Here is a 26,304-nt window from a genome sequence, read left to right as displayed (position 1 = left end):
TCCCCACGGGGCGCCGCCACACCCACGGCCGCCCCGTATCTCCCCATAAGTCCTCACGTCCAGGAGCGATCCATGCGAACCCAGAGCCGACGACGGCCACCGCGAGCCACGCTCGCCGCGGCCGCCGCAGGGACGCTGCTCGCCCCGCTGCTCTCCGGCTGCTGGACCGGAGCGGGCGGGGCCGGCTCCGGGGGCGACGCCATCAACGTTTTGATGGTCAACAACCCCCAGATGACCGAGCTGCAGAAGCTCGCGCCGCGCTTCACCCGGGAGACCGGCATCAAGGTCAACTTCACCGTGCTCCCCGAGAACGACGTCCGAGACAAGATCAGCCAGGACTTCGCCAACCAGGCCGGCCAGTACGACGTCGCCACGCTCTCCAACTACGAGATACCCATCTACGCCCGCAACGGCTGGCTGAAGGAGATGGACTCCTATGTCGCCGACGACCCCGGCTACGACGAGCAGGACGTCCTCAAGCCGATGCGCGAGTCCCTCACCGGCGACGACGGCAAGCTCTACGGCCAGCCCTTCTACGGCGAGTCGTCCTTCCTGATGTACCGCAAGGACGTCTTCGAGAAGGCCGGCCTGACGATGCCCGCGCACCCCACCTGGCAGCAGGTGGCCGAGTTCGCGGAGAGGACGGACGGCGCCGAACCGGGCATGAAGGGCATCTGCCTGCGCGGACTGCCGGGCTGGGGCGAGGTCATGGCCCCGCTCACGACCGTCGTCAACACCTTCGGCGGCACCTGGTTCGACAAGGACTGGAAGGCGCGGCTGGACTCCCCCGAGTGGAAGAAGGCGACGAAGTTCTATGTCGACCTGGTGCGTGAGCACGGCGAGTCCGGCGCCGCCCAGTCCGGCTTCGCCGAGTGCCTGAACAACATGACCCAGGGCAAGGTCGCCATGTGGTACGACGCCACCTCGGCGGCCGGATCCCTGGAGGCGGCGAAGTCCCCGGTCAAGGGCAAGGTCGGCTACGCCCCGGCGCCCGTCGAGAAGACCGAGTCCGCCGGCTGGCTCTACACCTGGGCGTGGGGCATCCAGGACGCCTCCCGCAACCCCGACAAAGCCTGGAAGTTCGTCTCCTGGGCGTCGGGCAAGCGCTACGAGCAGCTCGTCGGCGACGAGTTCGGCTGGTCCAACATCCCGGCCGGCAAGCGGGCCTCCACCTACGCCAACCCGGACTACCGCGCGGAGGCGGCCGCCTTCCAGGAGATGACCAAGGAGTCCATCGAGGGCGCCCGGCCGAAGGACCCCGGGGTGCAGCCGCGGCCCGCGCCCGGCATCCAGTTCGTCGGCATCCCCGAGTTCACCGACCTCGGCACCAAGGTCTCCCAGGAGATCAGCGCGGCCATCGCCGGACGCCAGTCCGTCGAGTCGGCCCTGAGGAAGTCCCAGCAGCTCGCCGAGAAGATCTCCGAGGAGTACGAGGGGCGATGACAGCGACCACCACGGCCCCCGTGGCCACGCCATCCGTACGCACCACCCGTCCGCCCTCCGCCCGCTTGCGCAACTGGGCGACCAGGGCACCCCTGCTGCCCGCGCTGATCTTCATGATCGTGGTGACCCAGCTGCCGTTCGTGGCGACGCTGGTCATCTCGTTCTTCGACTGGAACCCCCTCTACCCGGACGCCCGGCACTTCGCCGGCCTGGAGAACTACCAGGAGGTCCTCACCGACGCCGACCTGCGGCACTCGGTGTGGACGACCGTGCTGCTCACCGTCGCGGTGGTGCTGGCCAGCCTCGTCCTCGGCCTGCTGCTCGCCCTGCTGCTCGACCGCAGGTTCAAGGGCCGCGGCGTGGTCCGCACCCTGCTGATCGCCCCGTTCCTCGTGGTGCCCGTCGCCGCCGCGCTGCTCTGGAAGCATGTGCTCTACAACCCTGAATACGGTCTGTTCAATGGGCTGTTGCACTATGTGGGCGGCCCACAGCCGGACTGGATCTCCCACACGCCGCTGCTCGCGGTGGAGGCCTCGCTGGTCTGGCAGTGGACCCCGTTCATGATGCTGATCCTGCTGGCCGGCCTGCAGAGCCGCGACCACGAGCAGATCGAGGCGGCCCGCGTCGACGGGGCGAGCGACTGGCAGATCTTCCGCCACCTCACGCTGCCGCATCTGCGCCGCTACCTCGAACTCGGCGCCCTGCTCGGCTCGATCTACATCGTCCAGAACTTCGACGCGGTCTTCACGATCACGTCCGGCGGCCTGGGCACCGCCAACCTGCCCTACACCGTCTACCAGAGCTTCTACCAGGCCCACGAGAACGGCCTCGCCTCGGCCGCCGGCGTCCTGGTGGTCATCGGCTCGATCATCATCGCCACCTTCGCGCTGCGCGTGGTGTCGTCCCTGTTCCGCGAGGAGGTGTCGCGCGCATGAGCGCCGTGGCCGTACGACGTCGCAGCCGCAGCAAGGGAACGGGCCTCGGCCTGGTGGCCTGGCTGCTCGGGATCGCGTTCTTCCTGCCCATCGCCTGGATGGCGCTGACGTCCTTCCACTCCGAGCAGGACGCGGCGACCAACCCGCCGTCCTTCGCGGCGTCCCTGACCCTGGACGGCTACCGCGAGTTCTTCGGCGCGGGCGGCGGCGCCAGCCCCTGGCCGGCGCTGATCAACTCGGCGGTGGCGTCGCTCGTCTCGACCCTGTTCGTCCTCGCGCTCGCCCTCCCGGCGGCCTACGCCCTGTCGATCCGGCGGGTGCGGAAGTGGACGGACGTCCTGTTCTTCTTCCTGTCGACGAAGATGCTGCCGGCCGTGGCGGGCCTGCTGCCGCTGTACCTGTTCGCGAAGAACACCGGCATGCTCGACAACATCTGGCTGCTGGTCGTCCTCTACACCTCCATGAACCTGCCGATCGCGGTGTGGATGATGCAGTCCTTCCTCGCCGAGATCCCCGTCGCGGTGATCGAGGCGGCCCGCGTGGACGGGGCGCGACTGCCGACGGTCCTCACCCGCGTGGTGGCGCCGATCGCGCTGCCGGGCATCGCCGCGACGGCTCTGATCTGCTTCATCTTCAGCTGGAACGAGCTGCTGTTCGCCCGGGTGCTGACCGGCGTCGTCGCCGAGACCGCGCCCGTCTTCCTGACCGGCTTCATCACCAGCCAGGGCCTGTTCCTGGCCAAGGTGTGCGCCGCGTCGCTCGTCATCTCCCTGCCGGTGCTCGCCGCGGGGTTCGCCGCCCAGGACAAGCTGGTCCAGGGCCTGTCGTTGGGAGCCGTGAAATGAAGGCCGCCGTCATCGAGTCCGTGGGCAAGGCCGTCGTCGCCGAGGTCCCCGACCCGACGCCCGGCCCGCGCGAGGTCGTCGTCGAGGTCGCCGCGTGCGGCCTGTGCGGCACCGACCTGCACATCCTGCAGGGCGAGTTCGCGCCCAGGCTGCCGATCGTGCCGGGGCACGAGTTCGCGGGCGAGGTCGTCGGCGTCGGCACCGGGGTCACGGAGCTGTCCGTGGGCGACCGGGTGGCCGTCGACCCGTCCCTGTACTGCCACGAGTGCCGCTACTGCCGTACCGGGCACAACAACCTGTGCGAGCGGTGGGCGGCGATCGGCGTCACCACGGCCGGCGGGGCCGCGCAGTTCGCGGTGGCCCCGGTGGCGAACTGCGTGAAGCTGCCCGAGCACGTGCGCACGCAGGACGCGGCCCTCATCGAGCCGCTGTCCTGCGCGGTACGCGGCTACGACGTCCTGCAGTCCCGCCTCGGCGCCCATGTCCTGATCTACGGCTCCGGCACGATGGGCCTGATGATGCTGGAGCTGGCCAAGCGGACCGGTGCGGCGAGCGTCGACATGGTGGACCTCAACCCGACGCGCCTGGAGACCGCCCGCCGCCTCGGCGTCTCCGCGTCCGCGGCCACCCCCGACGAGCTGGACCGCCCGCAGGGCTGGGACCTGGTCATCGACGCGACGGGCAACGCGGCGGCGATCCAGGACGGCCTCGGCCGGGTCGCCAAGGCCGGCACCTTCCTCCAGTTCGGGGTCGCCGACTACGCGACCCGGGTGGAGATCGACCCGTACCGGATCTACAACCAGGAGATCACCATCACGGGCTCCATGGCGGTCCTGCACAGCTACGAACGCGCGGCGGAACTCTTCGCCAACGGTGTCCTGGACCCGGACGTCTTCATCAGCGACCGCCTCCCGCTGGACCGGTACCCGCAGGCGCTGGACCAGTTCGCCGCGGGGGTGGGCCGCAAGATCGTGGTGGTGCCGTAGCGGTTCTCGCCCCCGCCGCCCCTACCCGTCCCATCCTCCTGGGGCTCCGCCCCAGACCCCGCTCCTCGAACGCCGGAGGGGCTGATTTCAGCCCGTCCGGCGTTTGAGGACGAGGCCCGTCCAGGGCCGAAGCGGGGGGCCGGGGGCGGCAGTCCCCGGGGATGGGACGGGTAGGGGCGGCGGGGGCGAGAAAAATCAGCGGAGCCCACCGTTCGGCCCTGGGTAAGGGAACGGTAAAAGAGCTTCGCTCGTTGTCCCGGCATGACAGCTATGACCCCCGGCTCGAACATCCCTCTCCCCACCGCGCGCGTGACGGTGGACGTCGCCGCCCCGGTGCGGCTCGACGTATCGGGCCTGCTGCTCACCGCCGACGGCAAGGTGCGCTCCGACGACGACTTCATCTTCTACAACCAGCCGGCCGGCCCCGGCGTGACCTACCGCTCCGGCGGCGGCACGGCCCCGGACTCGATCACGGTCGACACCGCGGCCGTACCCCCCGGCATCGAGAAGATCGTCGTCACGGCCAGCCCGGACGCGGCCGGCCAGACCTTCCGGGGCATCGAGCCCACGGCCACCCTCCGCGGCGCCGACGACCAGGCCGTCCTCGCCACCTTCACTCCGCCGCAGCTCGGCGACGAGACCGCGCTGGTGGTCATGGAGATCTACCTGCGCAACGGGCAGTGGAAGGCCCGCGCGGTCGGCCAGGGCTACGCGAACGGCCTGGCGGGCATCGCCACCGACTTCGGCGTCACCGTGGAGGAACCGGCCCCGGCCGCCACCCCCGCCGCCCCGCCGCAGCCGGCCGCCCCGCAGCCCCCCGTCGCGCCGCCGGCCCCGCCCATGGCCGCCCCGTCCGCTCCCCCCGTCCCCCCGGCGCCGCCCGCCCCGCCCGCGCCCGGCAGTGGGAAGATCAACCTCGACAAGGGCCGCGTCAGCCTCCAGAAGAACCAGACCGTCTCCCTGATGAAGGGCGGTCAGCCCCTCCTGAGCCAGGTCAAGATGGGCCTCGGCTGGGAGCCGGCGTACCGCGGCAAGGACATCGACCTCGACGCCTCGGTGATCGCCTACGGCCCCCAGCGCAACCACGTCGACAGCTGCTACTTCGGCAAGCTCCAGATCGTGAACGGCGCGATCCGCCACTCCGGCGACAACCTCACGGGTGAGGGCGCCGGGGACGACGAGGTCATCACCGTCGACCTGGGGCGCCTCCCCATGGACGTCACCGGCCTGGTCTTCACGGTCAACTCCTTCTCCGGCCAGAAGTTCACCGAGGTCGCCAAGGCCTACTGCCGGCTGATCGACGCCCAGACCGGCGAGGAACTCGTCCGCTTCGACCTCACCTCCGCCGAGCCGCAGACCGGCGTGATGATGGCCAAGCTCATCCGCCAGTTCTCCGGCGAGTGGGAGATGACGGCCATGGGCGACTTCGTGAAGTCCCGCACGGTCCGCGGCATGGTCAAGCCCGCCGCCCAGGCGCTGTAGCGGGAGGCACGCCGGTGGGGCGCCCCCCGCGTCCGGGAGCGCCCCACCACCCAAACCCGTCTAGAACAGCGCGCTGTACGCGTTCAGCGCCGGCTGCCCGCCCAGGTGGGCGTACAGGACCGTGGAGTCCGGGCCGATCTCCCCGCGCCGGACGAGGTCGATCATGCCCGCCATCGACTTCCCCTCGTAGACCGGGTCGGTGACCATGCCCTCGGTGCGCGCGGCCAGCCGCATCGCGTCCAGGGTGGCGTCGTCCGGTACGCCGTACGTGCCCGCGTGGTACCGCTCGTCCAGCTCGACGTCCGCCTCGGTCAGTTCCCGTCCGACGCCGATGAGCCGCCCGGTGCGGTCCGCGATCCGGGCGATCTGCTCACGGGTCTCGGCGGGCTTCGCGGAGGCGTCGATGCCGATGACCCGGCGCGGACGGCCACCCGCCTCCTCCAGCGCCGCGAACCCGGCGACCATCCCGGCCTGCGTGGACCCGGTCACCGAGCAGACGACGACCGTGTCGAAGAAGACGCCCGCCTCCCGCTCCTGCTCGGCGACCTCGTACGCCCACCCGGCGAAGCCCAGCCCGCCGAGCGGATGGTCGGAGGCGCCGGCCGGGATGGCGTACGGCGTGCCGCCGGACTCCTCGACCTCCCGCAGGGCCTGCTCCCAGCTCTCCTTGAAACCGATGCCGAACCCGGCGCGCACCAGGCGTACGTCGGCCCCGGCGAGCCGGCTGAGGAGGATGTTGCCGACCTTGTCGTAGACGGCGTCGGGCCAGTCGACCCAGCTTTCCTGGACCAGCACGCACTTGAGTCCGGCGCGGGCGGCGACGGCCGCGACCTGCCGGGTGTGGTTGGACTGCACACCACCGATCGAGACGAGCGTGTCGCAGCCCCGCGCGAGCGCGTCGGCGACCAGGTACTCCAGCTTGCGGGTCTTGTTGCCGCCGAAGGCGATCCCGGAGTTGCAGTCCTCGCGCTTGGCCCACAGCGAGGCGCCGCCGAGGTGGGCGGTCAGCCGCTCCAGCGGATGCACGGGGGACGGCCCGAAGAGGAGGGGGTACCGCTCGTAGGAGGAGAGGGACGGGGACATGGGGCGCCTCCAGGGGAAGGGGTCGGTCGTCCTCGGTGTCAGCCGGAGCCGGGACCGGCCGGGGTCTTTGGGTCGGCCAGGTCCGCGAGGGTGCGCCAGATCTCCGCGGTGACGTGGACGGCGGTGTCCACGTCACCCGCGGCGCACGCCTCGATCAGCCGGTCGTGCAGCCCGGCCGAGCGGCAGGTGCCGCCCTCCCCGAAGCGTCGTCGCTCCAGGCGCCGGATGAGCGGGGTGTAGCGGGCGACGGTCGCCGCGGCCGCGCGGTTGCCGCTCACCCGGACCAGGACGTCGTGCAGGGCGTCGTCGGCCCGCAGGGCAAGGTCCACCTCGCCGTCCGCGACGGCGGCGGCGAACCGGGCGTTGGCGGCGCGCATGGCGTCCAGGTCCGCGCCGGTCAGCCGGGGCACGGCGACCCGGGTGACCAGTTCGTGCATCGCGCCGACGACGGAGGCCGCGTCCCGGACGTCGGAGGCCACGAGCGGGGTGACCCGGGTGTAGCTCTGCGGCTTGCTCTCCAGCAGCCCCTCGTCCACGAGCCGGGAGAACGCCTCGCGCACCGGTGCCCGGGACAGCCCGAGCCGCTCGGCGAGGTCGGCGTCGCGCACCACCGTGCCGGGCTCGATCTCCCCGGCCACGATGGCGTCCCGGATCGCCTCGTACGCCCGGTCCCGCAGCAGGGTCCGGCCGACGGGCCGTATGGCCTCCATGAACTGAAATGTTAGATGTCAGTCGCCCGCCCGGACAAGGGTGCGGCCCGCACCCCGTCAGGAGTGCGGGCCGTACCTCGGTGCTCAGGCGGGAACCCCGGTGCTCAGGCCGCCCAGGGCCAGTCCGCGTCCCGGGCGCTCTCCAGCAGCGGCACCATCCGGAACGCGGCGTCCGACAGGCCGCCGAACGTGTGCCGGTTCCCCGTGCCCGACGGGCCGTGGCCCGCCCGGTAGCCGGCGAGGTTCCAGGTGTAGACGGGCACCTCGGCGGGGATCTGCTCGGTCGGACCGCCGTGGCGGCTGGGGGCGTACTGCTCGTCGGTGACGATCAGGACCCGGTCGTGGTCGCGGTAGTGGGTGCGCACGGCCGCCGTGGTGTCGGTGCCACCCAGGTCGCCGAAGCGGCCGAGGATCCTCAGCACCGACTCGCCCGTGCGGAACGGCACCGGCGCGCTGGTGGAGCCGAACTCCACCAGGTCGGCCTTCCGGGCGCGCAGGGCCAGCGCGGTGCCGAAGATCGCCGCCGCGTCGGCCCGGTTGAGCTCCGAGCGGTCCGACAGCCGCGACCAGAACATCGAGCCCGAGCGGTCGACGAGGATCAGCGTCCGGCCCGGCAGGGCGGGCACGTTGGCCAGCGAGTGACCGAGCGCCTGCTCCAGCGGGTACGCCCAGCGCAGCGAGGGCGCGTGCCGGTACGCGGCGAGGTACCGGAACGGGAACTGCCGCGACCGCGCGACCTCCGCCGGGTCGCTGATCCGGGCGGCGACCCGGGCCGCCACCTCGTCGCTGACCCCGGCCTCGTCGAAGTTGCGCAGGTTGCGTACGAGCGCCATCACGCCCATGGACGGGATCACGGCCTCCCAGGCCGCCTTGTCCATGGGGCCCTGAAGCCATCCCGCGAGAGCCTCCCAGGTCATCCCGGCCGCAGCCAGCCGCTCCGCGCCGCCCTCGGAGGTGAGGACCGCCCGCCGCTCGCCGACCGGTACCGCCATGAGCGCGCGGTGCGCGGTGAGCACGGCGGCCGACGCGGGCGGCACGGCCGTCTCCGGGTGGTGCCGGCGGTCGAGCGCGTACCGGAACAGCTCGCCCTGCCACGGCTTGGCCGGGTCGGGCGCCGCGTGGGTCAGGTTGAGGATGTCGCCGAAGCGGTAGCCCTTGGCCGCCGTGTCGTACTTGAGCAGCGACTTCCCGCTGTACAGACGGCGTACGGCGTCGGCGATGCCGCGCTTGACCGGCTTCGGCACGCTCCGGCCGTACGTCGCCGTCCAGTAGGCGAGCAGCTCGCCGGGCTCGTCGGGGCGGCGCAGCACCGAGTCGACGACCTGCCGGTTCGCCGGGCCCTCGGCGGCGCCCGCGTCGAGCCGCGCCTTCACGTACTCGGCGGCGCCCACGAGGGCGGCCGTACGGAGGTTGCCCTCGGTGCGCAGCCAGCCGAGCAGGCCGGCCGTCCACTCCGGGTCGCTGACGGCGAGCTCGCGCACGAGCGCGGCGAACCGGTCGTCGCGGTCGGCGCCGCTCTCGTAGAAGGTCCGCTGCGAGACGAAGTTGCCGACGGCGAGCAGGAACAGCTCGGAGCGGGCGTCACGCTCGTGTCCGCGGCCGCCCTCGTAGGTGCGCAGCACGCGGCCGGTCGACGTCACGCGCGAGGTGGGCCGCGCCTTGGCCGCACGGGTGTTGAATCGTGCCATGATGGAATTCCCCCTTTTTCTCTGCTGCCTTCGCGAAGGAAGGCGCGGCAGAAGGAGGGTGCCCGAGGACGAATTCGGCTGCGGTTCTTTTCAACTGGCGCGTCTTCCGTTCCGCCACACCGGCCCTGAGCCGATGACGGGATTCGAACCCGCACGGGGGAGATCCCCCACCAGTTCCCCGAAGTATCCGCCGCCTGCGCACCGGGCACCCACCATGAGCTGCGCCTCCCGAGATCAAGTCGGCCGCGGTCGGGATTCTTTTTAGAGAAGAAGTAACCGTGGCCCGCGCACCGGGAGGTGCGTGAAGTTGTGGTGTCCAGAGATCGAAGCCGGCGGAACCGACAAGGTGCTCTCACCCCTGAGCTACACCGGCGCGTAGTGCCGGCGGCGGGACTCGAACCCGCGACCGCCCCATTATCAGTGGAAGTAGGTCCTGCCTTCGCACCTGGACGTTCATCACTGTAGGGAGTGCTCGCGGGAAGGGGCGAGTGAATTAATTCCGGCGGTCAGCCCTCATGTTGGGAGCGCGCCTTGAAGGCCGCCTTACGGGCCTCCTTCGCCACCTTCTTGTCCGGGTGCAGCCGGCCCATGGCCTCCAGCACGTCCGCCGTGGCCGGGTGCCCGACCCGCCACACCTTGTCGAAGAACCCGCTGTGCTGGGCGGCCAGGCCCTCCACCAGCGCCCGCAGCTCCTCCGAGTTCCCCTCGGCCGCCAGCTGCGCGGCGAGGGTGTCGATGGTCAGCCAGAACACCAGCTCCTGGGTGGGCGGCGGGACGTCGGTGAAGCCCGCCTCGGACAGCCACACCCGGGCCAGCCCGCCCAGTTCGGCGTCGTCGAGGACCTCCCGCAGCGCGGGCTCCGCCTCGGCGCCCACCAGCGACAGCGCCTGCTGGCAGCGCAGCCGGCGCAGCGGCGCGCCCTCGTCGAGGCCCTTGGCGGCGGACAGCAACTCCCGGGCCGCCGCGAGCGGTTCACGGCGGACCAGCCACTGCTCGGTCTCGGCGCGCGCGGCGGTCTGCGGATAGCGGGCGGTGCCGTCGAGGAGCGCCTCGGCGCCCTTGTCGGCGAGGTCCCCGACCGCGGGCGCGTCGAAGCCGGCCTCCAGGAACCGTGCGCGCAGCCCGTACAGCCCGAGCGGGGTGAGCCGGACCATGCCGTAGCGCGAGACGTCGGTGTCGTCGACGCCCGCGGCCGGTTCCTCGGCGCTGTCGGCGTCCGCGAGCAGGGCCTCGTCGACCGGCTGGTAGACGACGAGTCCGGCGGGCTCCAGCAGCCGGAACTGGTCGTCCAGGCGCATCATCGCGTCGGACACCTGCTCCAGTACGTCGTTGGTGGGTTCGCTCATGTCGCTGGGGACGATCACGGACGCGGCGAGCGCGGGCAGCGGCACGGGGCCGCCCTGGGGGCCGTCCTCGCTGACGGTGAGCAGGTACAGGTTGCCGAGGACCCCGTCGAGGAACTCGGCCTCCGCCTCCGGGTTCCAGTCGAGGGAGGACAGGTTGATCTCCCCGCCGGCGTCCATGGCGTCGACCAGGTCGTCCAGGTCGGGCACGCTCGCGTCGGCGAGGGCCGTCTCCAGCGCGGCGAGCCACACCGCGAGGACGTCCTGCGGGGTGCCGCGGGTCAGCAGGTCGAGGTCGGCGCCGGCGGCGACCGTGCCGGCCTCCTCGTCGACGACGTCGACCAGTCCGGTGTCGACGGCCACCCGCCAGGCCTCGCTCGCGTGGGCGGCGGCGTCGTCGCCGCTGAGGCCGAGCACCTCGGCGGCGGCGGGCAGTTGCTCGTCGACGAGGCCGCCGCCCGCGTCGACCCGGGTGTCGGGGCCGGCCCAGCGGGCCAGCCGGGCGGCGCGGGAGAGCAACGGCGTGGACAGCGCGTCCCGCGCCAGCTCCGCTTCGGGGTGCAGCCGTACCGGCGGCAGGGGGGAGCTGTCTGACATCGGCTGGTTCTCCTAGGACGTGCGCGGCCGTACCCGTCACGGCTTCAGCCGCTCAGCCTAGACGGATTTCGACCCATGCCGCCCGGTTCATCTCCCCGCCGGGCGCCGTACATGGCCGAAACCTTGACAAGTGACATGACCAGCAACGAGATTACGCGCGTAGAAACTTGGCGGACATCTGTTCACTGGATTTCTACGCGCGTCGCCGCACCGCCGGCCGCGCCTCACGCGTTGCCAGCACCACCCTCGTCCCGGCGCCCACGCACGTCCCCGGAGGGATCCCTTGCCGAGCAAGAAGTCCGCGCGCCTCGCCGCGCTCACCGTCGCCGCCGTCTGTTCCGCGGCCTCCACCGTCGCCCTCACCGCCCCCGCGCACGCGGACACCGTCGCCATCCACGACATCCAGGGCTCCACGCGCATATCGCCGTACGCCGGCAAGCAGGTCGCCGATGTGGCCGGAATCGTCACCGGCGTACGCGGCTACGGCTCCTCCAAGGGCTTCTGGATGCAGGACCCGCACCCGGACGCCGACCCGGCCACCAGCGAGGGCGTCTTCGTCTTCACCAGCTCCGCCCCGAAGGTCGCCGTCGGCGACGCGGTCCTGGTCGCGGGCACCGTCAGCGAGTTCGTCCCCGGCGGCGCCTCCTCCGGCAACCAGGCGGTCACCGAGATCACCCGCCCCACGGTGACCGTCGTCTCCAGCGGCAACGCGGTCCCGGCCCCCCGGGTCATCGACGCGAAGTCCGTGCCGGCCGCCTACAGCCCCGTCGGCGACACCGCCGCGTCGGGCTCGATCAACGGCCTGCCGCTGCGCCCGGCCACGTACGCCCTGGACTTCTACGAGTCCCTGGAGGGCGAGAACGTCCAGGTCGCCGACACCCGGGTGGTCGGCGCCACCGACCCGTACACCGAGCTGTGGGTGACGGTGAAGCCGAAGGAGAACGCCTCCCGGCGCGGCGCCACGGTCTACGGCTCCTACGACGCGCAGAACAGCGGCCGGCTGCAGATCCAGTCCCTGGGCGCGACGGCCGACTTCCCCGTCGCGAACGTCGGTGACGTCCTCGAGGGCACGACGTCCGGCCCGCTGGACTACAACCAGTACGGCGGCTACACCCTGGTCGCCAACCAGCTCGGCACCCTCAAGAGCGGCGGCACGGCCAAGGAGAGCACGCGCCGGCAGGCGCGCACCGAGCTGGCGGTCGCCACGTACAACGTGGAGAACCTCGACCCGTCCGACTCCACGTTCGCCGCGCACGCCTCCGCGATCGTGAACAACCTGCGCTCGCCCGACATCGTGTCGCTGGAGGAGATCCAGGACGACAACGGCGCGACGAACGACGGCACGGTCACCGCCGGCCAGACGCTGGCGAAGCTGGCCGACGCGATCGTCGCCGCGGGCGGCCCCCGCTACGACTGGCGCTCGATCGACCCGGTGGACGGCGCCGACGGCGGCGAGCCGGGCGGCAACATCCGCCAGGCGTTCCTGTTCAACCCGGAGCGGGTCTCCTTCACCGACCGCGCGGGCGGCGACGCGACCACCCCCGTCGGTGTCACGAAGGTGCGCGGCAAGGCGGCCCTGACGGTCTCCCCCGGCCGGATCGACCCGGCGAACGCGGCCTTCGCCAACAGCCGCAAGCCGCTGGCCGGCGAGTTCGTCTTCCGGGGCAAGACCGTCTTCGTGATCGCCAACCACCTCAACTCCAAGGGCGGCGACCAGGGTCTGACCTCGCAGTACCAGCCGCCGGCCCGCAGCTCCGAGGTCCAGCGTCACGCCCAGGCGACGGCCGTCCACGGCTTCGTCGAGGACGTCCTGCACACGCAGAAGAACGCGGCCGTGATCGCGCTCGGCGACATCAACGACTTCGAGTTCTCCGGCACCGCGAAGATCCTCGAGGGCGACGGCGAGCTGTGGTCGGCGATCAAGTCGCTGCCCAAGAGCGAGCGTTACTCGTACGTCTACCAGGGCAACGCCCAGACGCTGGACCAGATCCTGGTCAGCCCCTCGATCCGGCGCGGCTGCGACTTCGAGTACGACAGCGTGCACATCAACGCCGAGTTCAACGACCAGATCAGCGACCACGACCCGCAGGTGCTGCGGTTCCGTCCGTAACCCCGCGGTGGGTTCAGGGCTGGCTGAACACGCCGTTCAGCCAGCCCTTCCACGTCTCCTCGTCCGCGGCGGCGTCGGCGCCCGGCGCGAAGTCGTGCACGGACATGCCGACGACGTGACCCCAGTGGTTGCGGCCGAAGAAGCGCAGGAGCGCGTCCTCCGTACGCAGCCCGAGGAAGTAGGGATCGCGGTAGTCGACGACGGCGTCGATCTCCCGCCCGCCCGGACCGGCGACCCGCACGCGGGCGCCCTCGGCCGTGTCGTCGGCGAGACCCAGCGCACGGCCCACGGTGACGAGGGCGTCCGGCGCCTTGGCCGCCTCGGGCCCGTCGAACGTGGCGAAGGCGGTGATCGGGCGGCCGCGGAAGACCGTGAGGTACTGGCGCAGGGTGTGCAGATAGAAGTCGGTGTGGCGGCTCGCGCCGTCGTACTGGTTGTCCCAGTCGTCGACGAAGATCCCGCTGTGCACGTAGCGCACCCAGGCGCGGCGGCCCTCGTCGCGCGGCTCGACGGTGTAGTCGAGCTGGTTGAGGGTCTGCTCGGAGATGCCGTCGACATCCTCGACGCGGTTGGTGTAACGGTGCGGCGGGTCCCAGACGGTCACCTCGGAGCCGAAGGGCCCCTTGCCGCCCTGGCGGGGCTCGGGCGCCTCCATCGGCCACAGCCAGCCGCCGGTGCCGGCGGTCACGGCCTCCCACACCTCCTCGGGTGTGGCGTCGACCTCGAACTCCCGGGCGATCTCGAATTCCTTGGGCATGACGGTCTCCTGGGTCCTACGGGTTCGGTTCCGGGGCGGGGACGGGCCGGGGCACGTCCCCGCCGGTGGGCTTGAGCGTGGGGTGGACGGCGACCACGATCCGGTGATCGCGGCCGCCCTCGGCGCCGGGGGCGTCGTACTTGCGGATCAGCGCGCCCACCCCGGCGGCCAGCTCCTCGACGAACGCGGCCCGGTCGGCCGCCGAGGCGAAGCGGACCTCGCCGTCCAGCGCGAAGGTCGCCAGCCGCTTGCGGGCCTTGGCGGCCCCGGTGATCAGCGAGCCGACGTCCCGGACCAGCCGGGCGCCGAGCGCCAGCAGCCAGCGGGCGGAGAGCTGGTCGCGGAAGCGGTCCGGGTCGGGCTGCACGGACGCCAGCGCGAGCGGGGAGATCACGTACGACGCGGCGGTCGCGCGCATCAGCCGCTCGGTGACATTGCCCTTGCGGCGCTCCCCGGCCAGCTCCACCAGGCCGTGCCGCTCCAGTGCCTTGAGGTGGTAGTTCACCTTCTGGCGGGGCAGGCCGACCTTCCCGGCGAGCATGGCGGCCGAGGCGGGCCCGGCCGCCAGCTCGGCGAGCAGCCCGGCCCGGACGGGGTCCAGGGACACGGCTGCCGCCTCGGGGTCCTCGATCACGGTGACGTCCAGCATGCGTCCACCGTCTCACCGAAAACTTTTTTTGTCCAGGCGATCAGATTTTTCGGTGAGTCGCGTGGTGAGCCGGAATCGCCGGCCCCCGGCGACCTCAGTCGAGGTCGGGCACGAGGCCGAGCGCGTGGTCGTACCGGCTGACGGTGCTGCCCTTGAGCCCCGGCCAGGTCTGCACGCGCCGCCACCGCTCCGTCGCCGAGCCGATCCCGTCACCGGGCGCGGCGAGCGCGTCGATGTGCGCCTGGGCGGTCTCCCACTCGGCGTAGTTGAGGACCCGGGTGCCGTCGGTGGAGAGGTGGAAGTGGGCGGAGATGCCTCCGGGATGCGGACGCGGCTCGCTCTCCAGGGCGTCGGCCACGGCGTCCACCCAGGCACGCTGCCGGTCCGGGTCGGGCCCCTCGAACTCGATGTCGACGATCACGACACAGCCGGGCACCCGCGTCTCGTCCGGCCGGACCAGGCTGCGGTAGTGCCGGAACCGCCCGAGCCCGAGACGCTCGACGCCGGGTACGGCGGTGTCGATCTCATCCACCCGCTCCTGACGGTGGGCCTTGACGAACCCGTCGTAGTCCTGCGGGCTCCGCCACTGCGAGTAGTGCAGGAGGGTGGAGGCGTCGTGCCCGGTGTAGACGTGATACCCGAGCAGCCCTCCGGCGGGCCAGGGCCGCCGCTCCCACGCCCCGGCGATCGCCTCGACGGCTTCCTTCTGCCGCAGGGGCGTCCCCACGCGCCAGGTACTGAAGAGCGCGGCGCCGAGGTCGGGGCGAGTGAGGTCCGGGTGGGCGTCGGTGCGGTGGGTCATGAGTCCCTCCGAATCGGTCGTGAAGGCGGGCGGTCACCCGCAGGACCCACCTTTCGGCCTCAAGCGAAGTTGAGGTCAAGGGAGACCGGTTGACGACATCAGCCGCCACCACTGCTCAGCACTGCTTACCAATACCTCGTAGAAGATTTAAGTGGAGCTACACGATCGAGCGTGCCAAGACTGTCTCCATGACGCCTCCCGACCCCTCCGCCGTCACGCCTCCCCTCGGCCGGGCGCTGTGTGCCATGGTCACCCCGTTCACCGGGGACGGCGGGCTCGACCTGGACGGCGCGCAGCGTCTCGCCGACCACCTGGTGGACGAGGGCTGCGACGGCCTGGTCCTGTCCGGGACGACCGGCGAGTCGCCCACCACCACCGACGCAGAGAAGGCGGACCTGATCCGGGCGGTACGGCAGGCCGTGGGCGACCGGGCCTCGATCGTCGCGGGCGTCGGCACCGCCGACACCCGCCACACGGTCGAACTGGCCCTGGCCGCCGAGAAGGCGGGCGCCGACGCCCTGCTGGTGGTCGCCCCGTACTACAGCAGGCCCCCGCAGGACGCCGTGGAGGCGCACTTCCGGGAGGTCGCCGACTCGGCGGGGTTGCCGGTCGTCCTCTACGACATCCCCGGCCGGACCGGCACCCGTATCGAACCGGAGACGATGCTCCGCCTGGCCGGGCACCCGCGGATCGTGGCGGTGAAGGACTGCTCGTACGACTTCCTGGCCGCGCAGAAGGTGATGGGGCGCACGGACCTGGCGTACTACGCGGGGTGCGACGAGCACATCCTCGCCCTGCAGGCCGTGGGCGGCGCCGGCTACGTCAGTACGGTCGCCAACGTGATCCCGCGTCATCTCCGCTCGGTGCTGGACGCGTTCGAGGCGGGCGACACCCCCGTGTCCGCCCGCCTCCAGCGACGCGCCATCCCGCTCATCGAGGCGATGATGAGCGCCGGGCTGCCCGGAGCGGTGACCGCCAAGGCGCTGCTCGGCGCGCTCGGTCTCCCCGGCGGCCCGGTCCGAGCGCCACTGCGGCCCGCCGGCCGGGAGGCGACCGACGGACTGCTGGCGGCGTACGAGGAGTCGGTGGGCGGCAGTTGACCGGTCCTCGGCTCAGCGGCGGGCGAAGACCGGCTCCCAGTTCCGCCGGAGCGTGTCCTCGTCCGGCTCGCGGACCCCGCTGAGGGGGACGACCTTGTCGCTGCCGAGGGTGACCAGGACCAGCCGGGGCCGGTACGACTCGTCCAGTCCGGTCACTCGCTCCCACGCGATGAGCCGCTTGTCGTCGGCCCAGGCGAGCAGTTCGGCACCGCGCACCTTGGTGATCTCCTTGCCGGTGCGGGGGTCGAGGATCGAGGAGTAGCTCCGGCCCGGGGCACCGTCGACCTCCTTGGACAGCCCGAGGGCGGCGAGCCGTCCGTCCGGGGACAGTCGCGCGGGGACGTCGGAGCGCAGGTGCTTCTCGTCGGCCGGGGCGGCGGTCCTGGCACCGTCGAGGGAGTAGAACCGCTGGAGTCCGTCACGGCCGCCGATGTACTGCGCGTACACACGGTCGCCGGCCCGGCTGAACGCGAAGTCCTGGCGGGCGTTGATGGTGCGCTCGGGTGGGACGGCGCTCCAGGAGCCCGTGCCCCGCGCCACGTCGAGGACGTAGAAGCCGGACCGGCTCGACCGGCCGTACGCGGAGTTCCACTGCCACACCGGCCCGTCGGGGCCCTGCATCTTCTCCTTGGTCCGCAGGTCGGGGTCCTCCCCGTACGTCGTCGCCACGAGCCTGCCGCCGTCGTCGCTGAACGCGAGCCCGCCGACGCCGTGCTGGACGGGGATCCAGCGCTCGACGCGGCCCGACGCGAGGTCGAGCAGGCCGATCCGGTGGGCGGGCAGCCCGCGCTCCAGCACGGCGGCCGTCTTCACACCGGGCGCGACGGCGACGAACGACCAGCGGGTGTCCTTCTTGTACGTTCCGGTCTTCGTGTCGAGCAGCCAGTAGGTGCGTTCGACGCTGCCGCGCTTCTCGGACCGGACGCGCAGCTCGGAGGTGTAGTGGGCGGCCAGGACGGTACGGCCGGCGCCGATGACGTCCCGCGGCGGGGACTGGTCGGGATGGGCCAGGACACCGTCGGTGCGCAGGCCGACGGCGGGTCGGGCGTCGCCCTCGCCTCCGTCGAGCAACGGCACGGCGACGGCGATGCCGACGACGGCCGCGGTGGCCGCCGCGACGGAGGCGACGCGCCGAGTACGGCGGCGCCGGCGGACGGCGAGCACCCGGTCGGCGAACCCGGTGCCCACGGGGGGCGCTTCCTCGGCCTGCTCCCGCAGGGACCGGCGCACGAGTTCCTCGACGTTCACTTAACGGACCTCCATCGGGGAGAAGTCGCGGTCCGGCGCCGGCCGGGCGGTGTTCGCGCCGGGGGCGAGGGCGGCGAGCTCGGGGGCGAGGGCCCGCAGCCGGGCCAGCGAGCGGTGGGTGGTGGACCGTACGGTGCCGACCGAGCAGCCGAGGACACGGGCCACGTCCGCCTCGGGCAGGTCCTCGAAGTAACGCAGCACGAGGACGGTGCGCTGGCGCGGGGTGAGCCGGGCGAGGGCACCGCGCATGAGCAGCCGGAGGTCGGTACCGGCCGAGGCGTCCGGGGCGCCACCGGGCTCGGGGAGCTCAGCGACGCTCACCTCCCGGCGCCGCCACTTCAGCCGCCAGCGGCTGATCTGCTGCCGGTACAGGATCTGCCGTACGTACGCCTCGGGTTCGTCGATGCGCTGCCAGCGGTCGGCGGCCTTGATCAGGGCGTTCTGCAACAGGTCCTCGGCGGCGTGCCGGTCGCCACCGCTCAGCAGCACGGCGGTCTTGAGCAGCGCGGACGACCTGCTCTCCACGAACCCCCGAAAGCCGTCCTGAGCTTCCGCATCCATCGTCACCTTCTCTTCCCCCGGCCGGCCCGGACGCCCGGCTCTCCTGTTGGGGGTGACGCGTGCGGGGCGCTGCCGCTATGCCTGCGACGGGAAAGGGACGGAGGCGGGCGGCCCGAGGACCCGACGAGCCCCCGCCCCGGCTGCAGCTCAGCCCCAGCTGTACCCGTCCCCGACGAGCAGGAAGTGCTCCAGCACATCCTCCATCGGATCGTCGACCTGCCCCATGTTGACGAGCCCGATCCGGGGCCCGTTGTGCGCCCCGGTGTTGGTCTCGTCGGCGTGTGCGCTCCCGGCGGCCACGCAGCACACGACGCCCGCGACGAGCACCCCCGCCCCGAGGCGTGGCACCCTGCTCCTCCTCATCGCCCTCTCCCTCAACTCCCGGCCCTCATCTCATAGGTTCGACGTCTGATCGGACCCTGCGTCCACCCGTTCATCGACCCGCCCGACCCAAAGGTCACGCGAAGTAGCTCGTTCGTGCACGTCAGAGGGGTGGAGGGAGAGGAGGTACCGTCAGACCGGTCGGTCGGTCGCGCGGGTACCCGGCGCGACGAGCGCTCAACGGTTGTACTCTCTCCCAGCCACGCCGGTCGCTGGAGGGGATCATGACGAGTCCTGTCACGGACGCACCCGACTCATCGCCGAGACGCGCGCTCAGGTCCAAGCTGTTCCTGGGCGTGACGATCACGGCGATCCTTGCCGGCGGGGGAGGGTTCGCAGCGGGCCACGCCGCAGCGGGAAGGTCCACGACCGAGGACTGCGCGGCCGCGCGGACCGTCGAGAGCAGGACGGAGCGGAAGGCGGACCGGCTCGGCCACGAGAAGCTGAGCTTCGGTCAACAAGTCGACTTGCGGCGCCATAGGGACGAATGGGTCGCGAGCGTACGGACGCACGCCTACGTCATCACACAGAACCCCACCTGTTTCTCCGCCCAGCAACGCGCGAGGGCCCAGGCCACGCTGGACGAGTTCAAGCACCACGAGGGAAGCTGAAACGATCCGCGGAAGACCGCCGGGGCACACCGCTGAGCGCGAGCGCCCTCCCGGGCCGTCCTCGGGCCGGAAGGGCGCTCAGCCGTGACCGTGATCAGTTGTGGCTGTGCAGGACCTCGTTCAGCCCGCCCCACACCGCGTTGTTCGGGCGGGCCTCCACCGTGCCCGTCACCGAGTTGCGGCGGAAGAGGATGTTGGAGGCGCCGGAGAGTTCGCGGGCCTTGACGATCTGGCCGTCGGGCATCGTCACGCGCGTGCCCGCCGTGACGTACAGGCCGGCCTCCACCACGCACTCGTTGCCCAGCGCGATACCGACGCCCGCCTCGGCGCCGATCAGGCAGCGCTCGCCGATCGAGATGATGACGTTGCCGCCGCCTGACAGGGTGCCCATCGTGGAGGCGCCGCCGCCGATGTCCGAGCCGTCGCCCACGACGACGCCCGCGGAGATGCGGCCCTCGACCATCGACGTGCCGAGCGTGCCGGCGTTGAAGTTGACGAAGCCCTCGTGCATGACCGTGGTGCCCTCGGCGAGGTGCGCGCCGAGGCGGACGCGGTCGGCGTCGGCGATGCGCACGCCCTTGGGGGCCACGTAGTCCGTCATCCGCGGGAACTTGTCGATCGAGGTCACCTGGAGGTGCAGGCCCTCGGCGCGGGCGTTCAGGCGGACCTTCTCGACGTCGTCCACGGCGACCGGGCCGAGGGACGTCCACGCCACGTTGGCGAGGAAGCCGAACTGGCCGTCCAGGCTCAGGCCGTGCGGCTTGACCAGGCGGTGGGAGAGCAGGTGCAGACGCAGGTAGACGTCGTGCGCGTCGACGGGCTTCTCGTCGATCGAGGAGATGACCGTGCGGACCGCGACGACCTCGACCCCGCGCCGGGCGTCCGGGCCGATCGCCTTGGCGGCGCCCTCACCGAGCAGTTCCACGGCCTTCTCGGCGGACAGCCGCTCGCTGCCGGAGGGGCCGGGCTCGGCGACGAGCTCGGGCGCGGGGAACCAGGTGTCCAGAACGGTGCCGTCGGCGGCGATCGTGGCAAGGCCGGCGGCCACGGCGCCGGTGGTGCGGGGAGCAGTCGTGTCGGTCATGAGGGAAACCTAACCGGCGCGGGGCCGCCCGGGCCAACCGGCCTCCTGAGCGTCTCAGGGTACGGGCCGGCACCCCGGGCGAGGGCAGGCCCTCACCCCAGCACCCGCCCCAGCACCTCCCGCGCATACCCCTCGTCGTACGGCGCCTCCGTCAGCAGCACCTGCAGGCAGATGCCGTCCATCAGCGCCACCAGCGCCCGTGCCGTGACCGGGTCCGTGCGCCGGGTCAGCAGGTCGGCCAGGGCGTCGGCCCACTCGGCGGCGACCGGGCGCAGGGCCGGGCGGCGCAGTGCGGCGAGATAGAGCTCGTACTCCAGTTCCACGCCGGTGCGGTCGCCCGCCAGCCACTCCCCCATCCACCCGGCGAGCTCGGCGGCCAGGTCGGTGTCCGAGCCCTCCAGGCCGCCGCGCGAGGCGATCACCTTGGCGAAGCCCTCGTTGGCCTGGCGCAGCGCGGCCACGAGCAGGTCGTCGAGCGTCTTGAAGTGGTACGTCGTGGAGCCGAGCGGCACGTCCGCCTCCGCGGCGACCGTGCGGTGGCTCAGCCCCGCGATGCCGTGCGCGCCGACCACCCGGATCGCCGCGTCGATGATCCGCTGCCGTCGTTCGGGGTCGTAGCGCCGGGCCATCAGTGCGCACCGCCCAGGTTGAGCACGACCACGCCGAGGATGATCAGCGCGATGCCGGCGGCCTTGACGGCGGTCATCCCCTCCCCGAGGAAGAGGACGCCGATGGTGGCGATGGTGGCCGTGCCGACGCCGGCCCAGATCGCGTAGGCCGTGCCGACGGACACCGTCTTCAGGGTCTGGGCGAGCAGCGTGAAGGAGACGAGATAGCCGAGCGCGGTCAGCAGGGAGGGCAGCAGCCTGCTGAAGCCCTCGCTGTACTTCATGGCGGTCGTGGCGGCCACCTCGGCCGCGATGGCTCCGGCGAGCAGCAGGTATCCCATGTGTACGAGCGTACACAGCGTCGCCGGCGCACCTCGCGGAGCGTCTCAGCACGTCCGCCTGCGGTACCCCGAGTCCCCCCGCGGCACCACGTCCAGGTCCCGCAGGACCACGGAGACCCGGTCGCCCCAGTCCTCGCAGGCCGCGTCGAAGCCGTCCGTCCGGTACTCGATGTCGAAGACGCGGTCGTCGTAGGCGTCCGCGTACACGTCGCACTCGTCGTACTGCCCGCACTCCTCGGCGACGGCGAAGTCGAAGCCGATGCGGCGTCCCCGCCCGGCCAGTTCGGCGGCGTTCTTCTGGCCTATGGCGAGGCCCGCCGCGTGCGCCCGCGCGGTGATCAGCCTGCCGAAGGCGATGTTGTCGGCCGCGGTCAGCAGCCCCTCGGAGCGTTCGTGCGAGTCGAGGTTGTCCGCCTCCACGGCCTGGAAGCCGTCCTTCGCACAGCCGTCGATCCACTCGCCGACGATCCGTGCGAGGCGTTCACGCTTGCCCCGTGTGGAGATGTCCAGGACCCACTCGTCCCAGTCGTGGTCGACGACCGGGTCGCCGTCGGCGTCGCGCAGCACCAGGTCCGGGTGATGCTCCTGCCACCAGTCGCCGGCGTCCGGCTGGGCCTGGAAGGCGTTGACGTAGCAGATGTTGTAGACGCCCTTCGCCGGCTCCGACGTACGGTCGCGGGACACCGCCCGCACTCCGGCCGGGGGCCGGTACGCGCCGCCGATCTGGTAGTCGAAGGCGAGACCCGGTTCGGGTGCCCGCACCACCCGCGGCGACGCCCCGTCCGCCCCGCCACCGGAGCCGCCGGTGCCGCCCGGTCCGCCGGATCCGGTGCAGCCGGTCAGGGCCGTGCCGAACGCACCGCACAGGGCCGCGGCCGCGATCAGCCGGCGCAGGGCGCGGGGGACGCGCTGGAACATGGTCGGGGCACTCCTGTCGTCGGCGGGAGATGATCTCCCGCCATGATGCCGTGCGGGGGCGGCGGAAGGGCGACGGACCGGGGCCGAAGTCGTCCCGCTTACGCGTCAAGTCCTGTTTGCGGCAAGTGAGTTGCGTACGCCTGCGGAATGGATGCACAACCGGACACGGATCACTCCGGACAGTTACTCAACAGCCCCTGTGTCCACTAGTGTTTCACCGTTCACACACCTGTCCTGCACAGCCGCGGCCGTCGTCGAGGGCGCCGCCGGAGGAACACCCATGCCCGACAACGCATCCCGGCCCACGCCGGACCGGCCGGTCTGGGAGGACGGCTGGGCCCCGGACACCTCCCGGGCGCCGGGGACCCGCCGGCTGTGGCTGGCCGGCGGGCTGGCCGTGGCGACGATCGTCGCCTGTGCGACCGCACTGGCCGTGTCCGGTAAGGATTCTGACGCCCTGTCAGCCGCGCCGGCGCCCTCACGCGTCGATGTCACCGTCCCCGGTCTGATCTCGTTCGCCACGCCCTCGCAGACTCCCCCCGCCGGGCAGAGCGGCATGGCCCCGGGGCGGTCGGCGAGCCCGGCGGCCGAAGAGACAGGCACCTCTCCTTCGGCGTCCACGCCCAGCACGTCCCCGTCGGCCGAGCCCGGCCCGTCGTCGGCCCACCCCACGCACCGGCCGCCCGCCGACAGCACCTGGCGCTCCGTCCGCGCGGTCAACTACCCCGACCGGCAGTGGCATGTGACCGGCGATGCCGTACGGCTGGACCCGGTCGGCTCCGGGCAGCGCGCCGACGTCGCCTTCCGGCTGGTCGCGGGGCTCGCCGACGCGTCCTGCCACTCCTTCGCCACGGCCGACGGCCGCTATCTGCGCCACCGGGACTTCCTGCTGCGCGAGGACCGCTACGACGGCTCCGCGCTGTTCCGCCGGGACGCCACCTTCTGCCCCCGCTCCTCGCCGCACTCCGGTGCCGTCATGCTGGAGTCGGTGAACCATCCGGGCCGTTTTCTGCGGCACCGGGACTTCCGGCTGCGGCTCGATCCGTACCAGCGGGACGGGCTGTTCTTGGCCGACTCGGCGTTCCGGCTGGTCGACGCGCCCGGCGCGTGAGCCCGGACAGACCTGTGGCCCCCGGCAGGGACAGCCGGGGGCCACAGGTGTGTCGTGCAGCGAAGGGTCTCAGACGTTGAACCCGAGCGCGCGCAGCTGCTCACGCCCGTCGTCCGTGATCTTGTCCGGGCCCCACGGCGGCATCCAGACCCAGTTGATGCGCAGCTCGCTGACGAGGCCGTCCGTGGCGGACTTGGCCTGGTCCTCGATGACGTCGGTCAGCGGGCAGGCCGCCGAGGTCAGGGTCATGTCGACGGTCGCGATGTTCGACTCGTCGACGTGGATGCCGTAGATCAGGCCGAGGTTGACGACGTCGATGCCCAGCTCGGGGTCGACGACGTCCATCAGGGCCTCGCGAAGCTCCTCCTCCGAGGCCGGCTTCATCTCCACGGTGTCACTCATGCCGTCTTCCTTTCGGCGTCGGCTCCGCCCAGCACCTGGGCCGTCGCGTCCTTCCACGCCATCCAGCTGAGGAGGGCGCACTTGACCCGGGCCGGGTACTTGGAGACCCCGGCGAACGCGACCGCGTCCTCCAGGACCTCCTCCATGGCGTCGTCGGGCTCGATCTTCCCCTTGGACTGCATCAGCTCCAGGAAGGTCTCCTGGATCGTCCGCGCGTCGGAGAGGTCCTTGCCGACGAGGAGCTCGTTCAGTACGGACGCGCTCGCCTGGCTGATGGAGCAGCCCTGGCCCTCGTACGAGACGTCCTCGATCGTCGTGCCGTCGTACTTCACACGCAGGGTGATTTCGTCGCCGCACGTCGGGTTCACGTGGTGCACCTCGGCGTCGCCATCCCTCAGACCACGCCCGTGCGGGTTCTTGTAGTGGTCCAGGATGACTTCCTGGTACATCGAATCCAGCTTCATGCGATCGCTCGTCCCGTCCCGTCAGCCGAAGAAGTTCCGTACGTGCTCCAGGCCGTCCACCAGAGCGTCGATCTCGGCCGGCGTGGAGTACAGATAGAACGACGCTCGCGTGGTCGCAGGAATTCCGTAGCGCAGGCACACGGGGCGGGCGCAGTGGTGGCCGACCCGGACCGCGATGCCCTGCTCGTCGAGGACCTGGCCCACGTCGTGCGGGTGGATGTCGCCCAGCGTGAAGGAGATCGCGGCGCCCCGGTCCTCGGCCGTGGTGGGACCGATGATCCGCAGGTCGGGGACCTCCGTCAGACGCTTCACCGCGTACTCGGTGAGGGCCTGCTCATGGGCGAGGATCTTGTCCATGCCGATCGAGTTGAGGTAGTCGATCGCCGCGCCCAGACCGATGGCCTGGGAGATCGGCGGGGTGCCCGCCTCGAACTTGTGCGGGGCGGGGGCGTACGTCGACGAGTGCATCGAGACGGTCTCGATCATCTCGCCGCCGCCGAGGAACGGGGGCAGGTCCTCCAGCAGCTCCTGGCGGCCCCACAGGACGCCGATGCCGGTCGGGCCGCACATCTTGTGACCGGTGAAGGCCACGAAGTCGGCCTGGAGGGACTGCACGTCCAGCGGCATGTGCGGAGCGGCCTGCGAGGCGTCGATGCAGACCAGGGCACCGACCTCCTGCGCGCGGCGCACGATGGCCTCGACCGGGTTGTGGGTGCCGAGGATGTTCGACACCAGCACGAAGGAGACGATCTTCGTCTTCTCCGTGATCACCTGGTCGATGTTCGACAGGTCGAGACGGCCGTCGTCGGTGAGGCCGAACCACTTCAGCTTCGCGCCCGTGCGCTGCGCGAGCAGCTGCCACGGCACGATGTTGGAGTGATGCTCCATCTCCGTGATGACGATCTCCGTGTCGGCGTCCACGCGGTAGGGCTCGTCGGCCCAGCCCAGCATGTTCGCCACGAGGTTCAGCGATTCGGAGGCGTTCTTGGTGAAGATCACCTCGTCGCGCGAGGGCGCGTTGATGAACTCCGCGACCTTGTCCCGCGCGCCCTCGTACAGTGCCGTGGCCTCCTCGGCGAGGACGTGCACTCCACGGTGGACGTTGGCGTTGTGCTGCTCGTAGTACTCGGAGAGCACGTCGAGGACCTGGCGCGGCGTCTGCGAGGTCGCCGCGTTGTCCAGGTACACGAGCTTCCTGCCGTCGTGCAGGACGCGGTCCAGGATCGGGAAGTCCTTGCGCAGCGCCTCGGTGTCGAGGAGGCCCGGCAGCTGTGTCACGCGGATGCGCCACCCTTCACGTACTTGTCGTAGCCCTCGGCCTCCAGCTGGTCCGCGAGCTCGGCGCCGCCGGACTCGGCGATACGGCCGTTCGCGAACACGTGCACGTGGTCGGGCTTGATGTAGCGCAGGATGCGCGTGTAGTGGGTGATGAGGAGGGTGCCGACCTCACCGGTCTCGCGGACGCGGTTGACGCCCTCGGAGACGACGCGCAGGGCGTCGACGTCGAGGCCGGAGTCGGTCTCGTCGAGGATCGCGATCTTCGGCTTGAGCAGCTCCAGCTGAAGGATCTCGTGGCGCTTCTTCTCACCGCCGGAGAAGCCCTCGTTGACGTTGCGCTCGGCGAAGGCCGGGTCCATGTTGAGGCGCTCCATGGCCTCGCGGACCTCCTTCACCCAGGTGCGCAGCTTGGGGGCCTCGCCGCGGACGGCGGTGGCGGAGGTGCGCAGGAAGTTGGAGACGGAGACGCCGGGGACCTCGACCGGGTACTGCATGGCGAGGAACAGGCCGGCGCGGGCGCGCTCGTCGACGGACATCTCGAGGACGTCCTCGCCGTCGAGGGTGACGGAGCCGGACGTGATCGTGTACTTCGGGTGACCCGCGAGGGAGTAGGCGAGGGTCGACTTGCCCGAGCCGTTGGGGCCCATGATGGCGTGCGTCTCGCCCTGCTTCACGGTGAGGTCGACGCCCTTGAGGATCTCCTTCGTGGCGTTGTCGGCCTCGACGGTGACGTGCAGGTCTCGGATTTCAAGCGTTGCCATGGGTGC

Annotated in this window: 27 protein-coding genes; 9 read left to right on the top strand and 18 right to left on the bottom strand. The window is 71.6% G+C overall.

Annotated features, from left to right (window positions below; all coding sequences use genetic code 11):
• Window positions 1-72 precede the first annotated feature (72 nt).
• The 5 genes from ACFV46_RS30605 (at window position 73) to ACFV46_RS30585 (ending at window position 5,691) form a co-directional block, all read left to right on the top strand.
• Window positions 73-1,443: an ABC transporter substrate-binding protein gene (locus ACFV46_RS30605; RefSeq protein ID WP_385500604.1), complete on the top strand. Its 1,371-nt coding sequence runs from the start codon at window positions 73-75 to the stop codon at window positions 1,441-1,443.
• The gene (locus ACFV46_RS30600; protein WP_385500603.1) at window positions 1,440-2,378 is read left to right on the top strand and encodes a carbohydrate ABC transporter permease; all 939 of its coding nucleotides are present in this window, start codon (window positions 1,440-1,442) and stop codon (window positions 2,376-2,378) included. Before ACFV46_RS30605 ends, ACFV46_RS30600 begins: the two co-directional genes overlap by 4 nt.
• Entirely contained in the window at window positions 2,375-3,223 is an 849-nt protein-coding gene (locus ACFV46_RS30595; RefSeq protein WP_361931207.1) for a carbohydrate ABC transporter permease, read from the top strand. Before ACFV46_RS30600 ends, ACFV46_RS30595 begins: the two co-directional genes overlap by 4 nt.
• The gene (locus ACFV46_RS30590; protein ID WP_361931210.1) at window positions 3,220-4,209 is read left to right on the top strand and encodes a zinc-dependent alcohol dehydrogenase family protein; all 990 of its coding nucleotides are present in this window, start codon (window positions 3,220-3,222) and stop codon (window positions 4,207-4,209) included. The genes ACFV46_RS30595 and ACFV46_RS30590 overlap by 4 nt, the downstream gene beginning before the upstream one ends.
• 270 nt (window positions 4,210-4,479) lie before the next feature.
• Window positions 4,480-5,691: a TerD family protein gene (locus ACFV46_RS30585; protein ID WP_376728027.1), complete on the top strand. Its 1,212-nt coding sequence runs from the start codon at window positions 4,480-4,482 to the stop codon at window positions 5,689-5,691.
• A 60-nt stretch (window positions 5,692-5,751) separates the two neighbouring features.
• On the opposite strand, the gene ACFV46_RS30580 is transcribed toward ACFV46_RS30585, so the two are convergent.
• The 4 genes from ACFV46_RS30580 to ACFV46_RS30565 form a co-directional block, all read right to left on the bottom strand.
• Window positions 5,752-6,774 (bottom strand): 1-aminocyclopropane-1-carboxylate deaminase, encoded by a 1,023-nt coding sequence (locus tag ACFV46_RS30580; RefSeq protein ID WP_385500600.1) that lies wholly within the window; start codon window positions 6,772-6,774, stop codon window positions 5,752-5,754.
• A gap of 38 nt (window positions 6,775-6,812) precedes the next feature.
• Window positions 6,813-7,484 carry a GntR family transcriptional regulator gene (locus ACFV46_RS30575; protein WP_385500599.1) on the bottom strand — a complete coding sequence of 224 codons (672 nt, stop codon included), beginning with the start codon at window positions 7,482-7,484 and terminating at the stop codon, window positions 6,813-6,815.
• Between the two features lie 104 nt (window positions 7,485-7,588).
• Window positions 7,589-9,172 carry a TROVE domain-containing protein gene (locus tag ACFV46_RS30570; protein WP_385500598.1) on the bottom strand — a complete coding sequence of 528 codons (1,584 nt, stop codon included), beginning with the start codon at window positions 9,170-9,172 and terminating at the stop codon, window positions 7,589-7,591.
• A 506-nt stretch (window positions 9,173-9,678) separates the two neighbouring features.
• Window positions 9,679-11,112 (bottom strand): hypothetical protein, encoded by a 1,434-nt coding sequence (locus tag ACFV46_RS30565; protein ID WP_385500597.1) that lies wholly within the window; start codon window positions 11,110-11,112, stop codon window positions 9,679-9,681.
• Window positions 11,113-11,395: 283 nt separating this feature from the next.
• Here ACFV46_RS30565 and ACFV46_RS30560 point away from each other — a divergent pair, with 283 nt between their 5' ends.
• Window positions 11,396-13,222 (top strand): endonuclease/exonuclease/phosphatase family protein, encoded by a 1,827-nt coding sequence (locus ACFV46_RS30560; RefSeq protein ID WP_385500596.1) that lies wholly within the window; start codon window positions 11,396-11,398, stop codon window positions 13,220-13,222.
• A 13-nt stretch (window positions 13,223-13,235) separates the two neighbouring features.
• Here the strand turns inward: ACFV46_RS30560 and ACFV46_RS30555 are convergent, their stop codons facing one another.
• The 3 genes from ACFV46_RS30555 to ACFV46_RS30545 form a co-directional block, all read right to left on the bottom strand.
• Entirely contained in the window at window positions 13,236-13,979 is a 744-nt protein-coding gene (locus ACFV46_RS30555; RefSeq protein ID WP_385500594.1) for an SRPBCC domain-containing protein, read from the bottom strand.
• Between the two features lie 16 nt (window positions 13,980-13,995).
• Complete coding sequence (locus ACFV46_RS30550) at window positions 13,996-14,628, bottom strand: ArsR/SmtB family transcription factor (protein WP_376727945.1); 633 nt, start codon at window positions 14,626-14,628, stop codon at window positions 13,996-13,998.
• A gap of 94 nt (window positions 14,629-14,722) precedes the next feature.
• A complete protein-coding gene (locus ACFV46_RS30545; RefSeq protein WP_376727946.1) occupies window positions 14,723-15,430 on the bottom strand; it encodes an antibiotic biosynthesis monooxygenase family protein in 708 nt (235 codons plus the stop codon).
• Between the two features lie 188 nt (window positions 15,431-15,618).
• Between ACFV46_RS30545 and dapA the strand changes: the two genes are divergently transcribed.
• Window positions 15,619-16,530 (top strand): 4-hydroxy-tetrahydrodipicolinate synthase, encoded by a 912-nt coding sequence (dapA, locus tag ACFV46_RS30540; protein WP_385500593.1) that lies wholly within the window; start codon window positions 15,619-15,621, stop codon window positions 16,528-16,530.
• Window positions 16,531-16,542: 12 nt separating this feature from the next.
• Here dapA and ACFV46_RS30535 read toward each other — a convergent pair whose 3' ends face one another.
• From ACFV46_RS30535 to ACFV46_RS30525, 3 genes are all read right to left on the bottom strand, one after another.
• Complete coding sequence (locus tag ACFV46_RS30535; protein ID WP_385500592.1) at window positions 16,543-17,778, bottom strand: WD40 repeat domain-containing protein; 1,236 nt, start codon at window positions 17,776-17,778, stop codon at window positions 16,543-16,545.
• Window positions 17,779-18,339, bottom strand: coding sequence for a SigE family RNA polymerase sigma factor (locus ACFV46_RS30530; protein WP_361931241.1), 561 nt, complete (start codon window positions 18,337-18,339; stop codon window positions 17,779-17,781).
• Window positions 18,340-18,486: 147 nt separating this feature from the next.
• The gene (locus ACFV46_RS30525; RefSeq protein WP_361931244.1) at window positions 18,487-18,702 is read right to left on the bottom strand and encodes a hypothetical protein; all 216 of its coding nucleotides are present in this window, start codon (window positions 18,700-18,702) and stop codon (window positions 18,487-18,489) included.
• 242 nt (window positions 18,703-18,944) lie between these two features.
• Here ACFV46_RS30525 and ACFV46_RS30520 point away from each other — a divergent pair, with 242 nt between their 5' ends.
• A complete protein-coding gene (locus tag ACFV46_RS30520; protein WP_385500591.1) occupies window positions 18,945-19,331 on the top strand; it encodes a hypothetical protein in 387 nt (128 codons plus the stop codon).
• A gap of 94 nt (window positions 19,332-19,425) precedes the next feature.
• On the opposite strand, the gene dapD is transcribed toward ACFV46_RS30520, so the two are convergent.
• From dapD to ACFV46_RS30500, 4 genes are all read right to left on the bottom strand, one after another.
• Complete coding sequence (gene dapD / locus ACFV46_RS30515) at window positions 19,426-20,415, bottom strand: 2,3,4,5-tetrahydropyridine-2,6-dicarboxylate N-succinyltransferase (RefSeq protein WP_385500590.1); 990 nt, start codon at window positions 20,413-20,415, stop codon at window positions 19,426-19,428.
• 92 nt (window positions 20,416-20,507) lie between these two features.
• Entirely contained in the window at window positions 20,508-21,044 is a 537-nt protein-coding gene (locus ACFV46_RS30510) for a TetR/AcrR family transcriptional regulator (protein ID WP_376727950.1), read from the bottom strand.
• Complete coding sequence (locus ACFV46_RS30505) at window positions 21,044-21,364, bottom strand: multidrug efflux SMR transporter (protein ID WP_151783432.1); 321 nt, start codon at window positions 21,362-21,364, stop codon at window positions 21,044-21,046. The genes ACFV46_RS30510 and ACFV46_RS30505 overlap by 1 nt, the downstream gene beginning before the upstream one ends.
• Window positions 21,365-21,409: 45 nt before the next feature.
• Window positions 21,410-22,282: an endo alpha-1,4 polygalactosaminidase gene (locus tag ACFV46_RS30500; protein ID WP_385500588.1), complete on the bottom strand. Its 873-nt coding sequence runs from the start codon at window positions 22,280-22,282 to the stop codon at window positions 21,410-21,412.
• 280 nt (window positions 22,283-22,562) lie between these two features.
• On the opposite strand from ACFV46_RS30500, the gene ACFV46_RS30495 reads away from it, so the two are divergent.
• Complete coding sequence (locus ACFV46_RS30495) at window positions 22,563-23,393, top strand: AbfB domain-containing protein (protein ID WP_385500587.1); 831 nt, start codon at window positions 22,563-22,565, stop codon at window positions 23,391-23,393.
• 69 nt (window positions 23,394-23,462) lie between these two features.
• Here ACFV46_RS30495 and ACFV46_RS30490 read toward each other — a convergent pair whose 3' ends face one another.
• From ACFV46_RS30490 to sufC, 4 genes are read right to left on the bottom strand one after another with little or no spacing between them, the layout of a single operon-like run.
• Window positions 23,463-23,795, bottom strand: coding sequence for a metal-sulfur cluster assembly factor (locus tag ACFV46_RS30490; protein ID WP_151783435.1), 333 nt, complete (start codon window positions 23,793-23,795; stop codon window positions 23,463-23,465).
• The gene (gene sufU, locus ACFV46_RS30485) at window positions 23,792-24,259 is read right to left on the bottom strand and encodes a Fe-S cluster assembly sulfur transfer protein SufU (protein WP_361931262.1); all 468 of its coding nucleotides are present in this window, start codon (window positions 24,257-24,259) and stop codon (window positions 23,792-23,794) included. The genes ACFV46_RS30490 and sufU overlap by 4 nt, the downstream gene beginning before the upstream one ends.
• A gap of 21 nt (window positions 24,260-24,280) precedes the next feature.
• Window positions 24,281-25,537, bottom strand: a complete 1,257-nt coding sequence (locus tag ACFV46_RS30480; RefSeq protein WP_151783437.1) for a cysteine desulfurase — start codon at window positions 25,535-25,537, stop codon at window positions 24,281-24,283.
• Complete coding sequence (gene sufC, locus ACFV46_RS30475) at window positions 25,534-26,298, bottom strand: Fe-S cluster assembly ATPase SufC (RefSeq protein ID WP_361343205.1); 765 nt, start codon at window positions 26,296-26,298, stop codon at window positions 25,534-25,536. The genes ACFV46_RS30480 and sufC overlap by 4 nt, the downstream gene beginning before the upstream one ends.
• Between the last annotated feature and the right edge of the window lie 6 nt (window positions 26,299-26,304).

Origin of the sequence: Streptomyces sp. NPDC059852, from assembly GCF_042731455.1 — a bacterium.
Taxonomy (GTDB): domain Bacteria; phylum Actinomycetota; class Actinomycetes; order Streptomycetales; family Streptomycetaceae; genus Streptomyces.
This window is presented reverse-complemented; position numbering and strand designations above follow the sequence as displayed.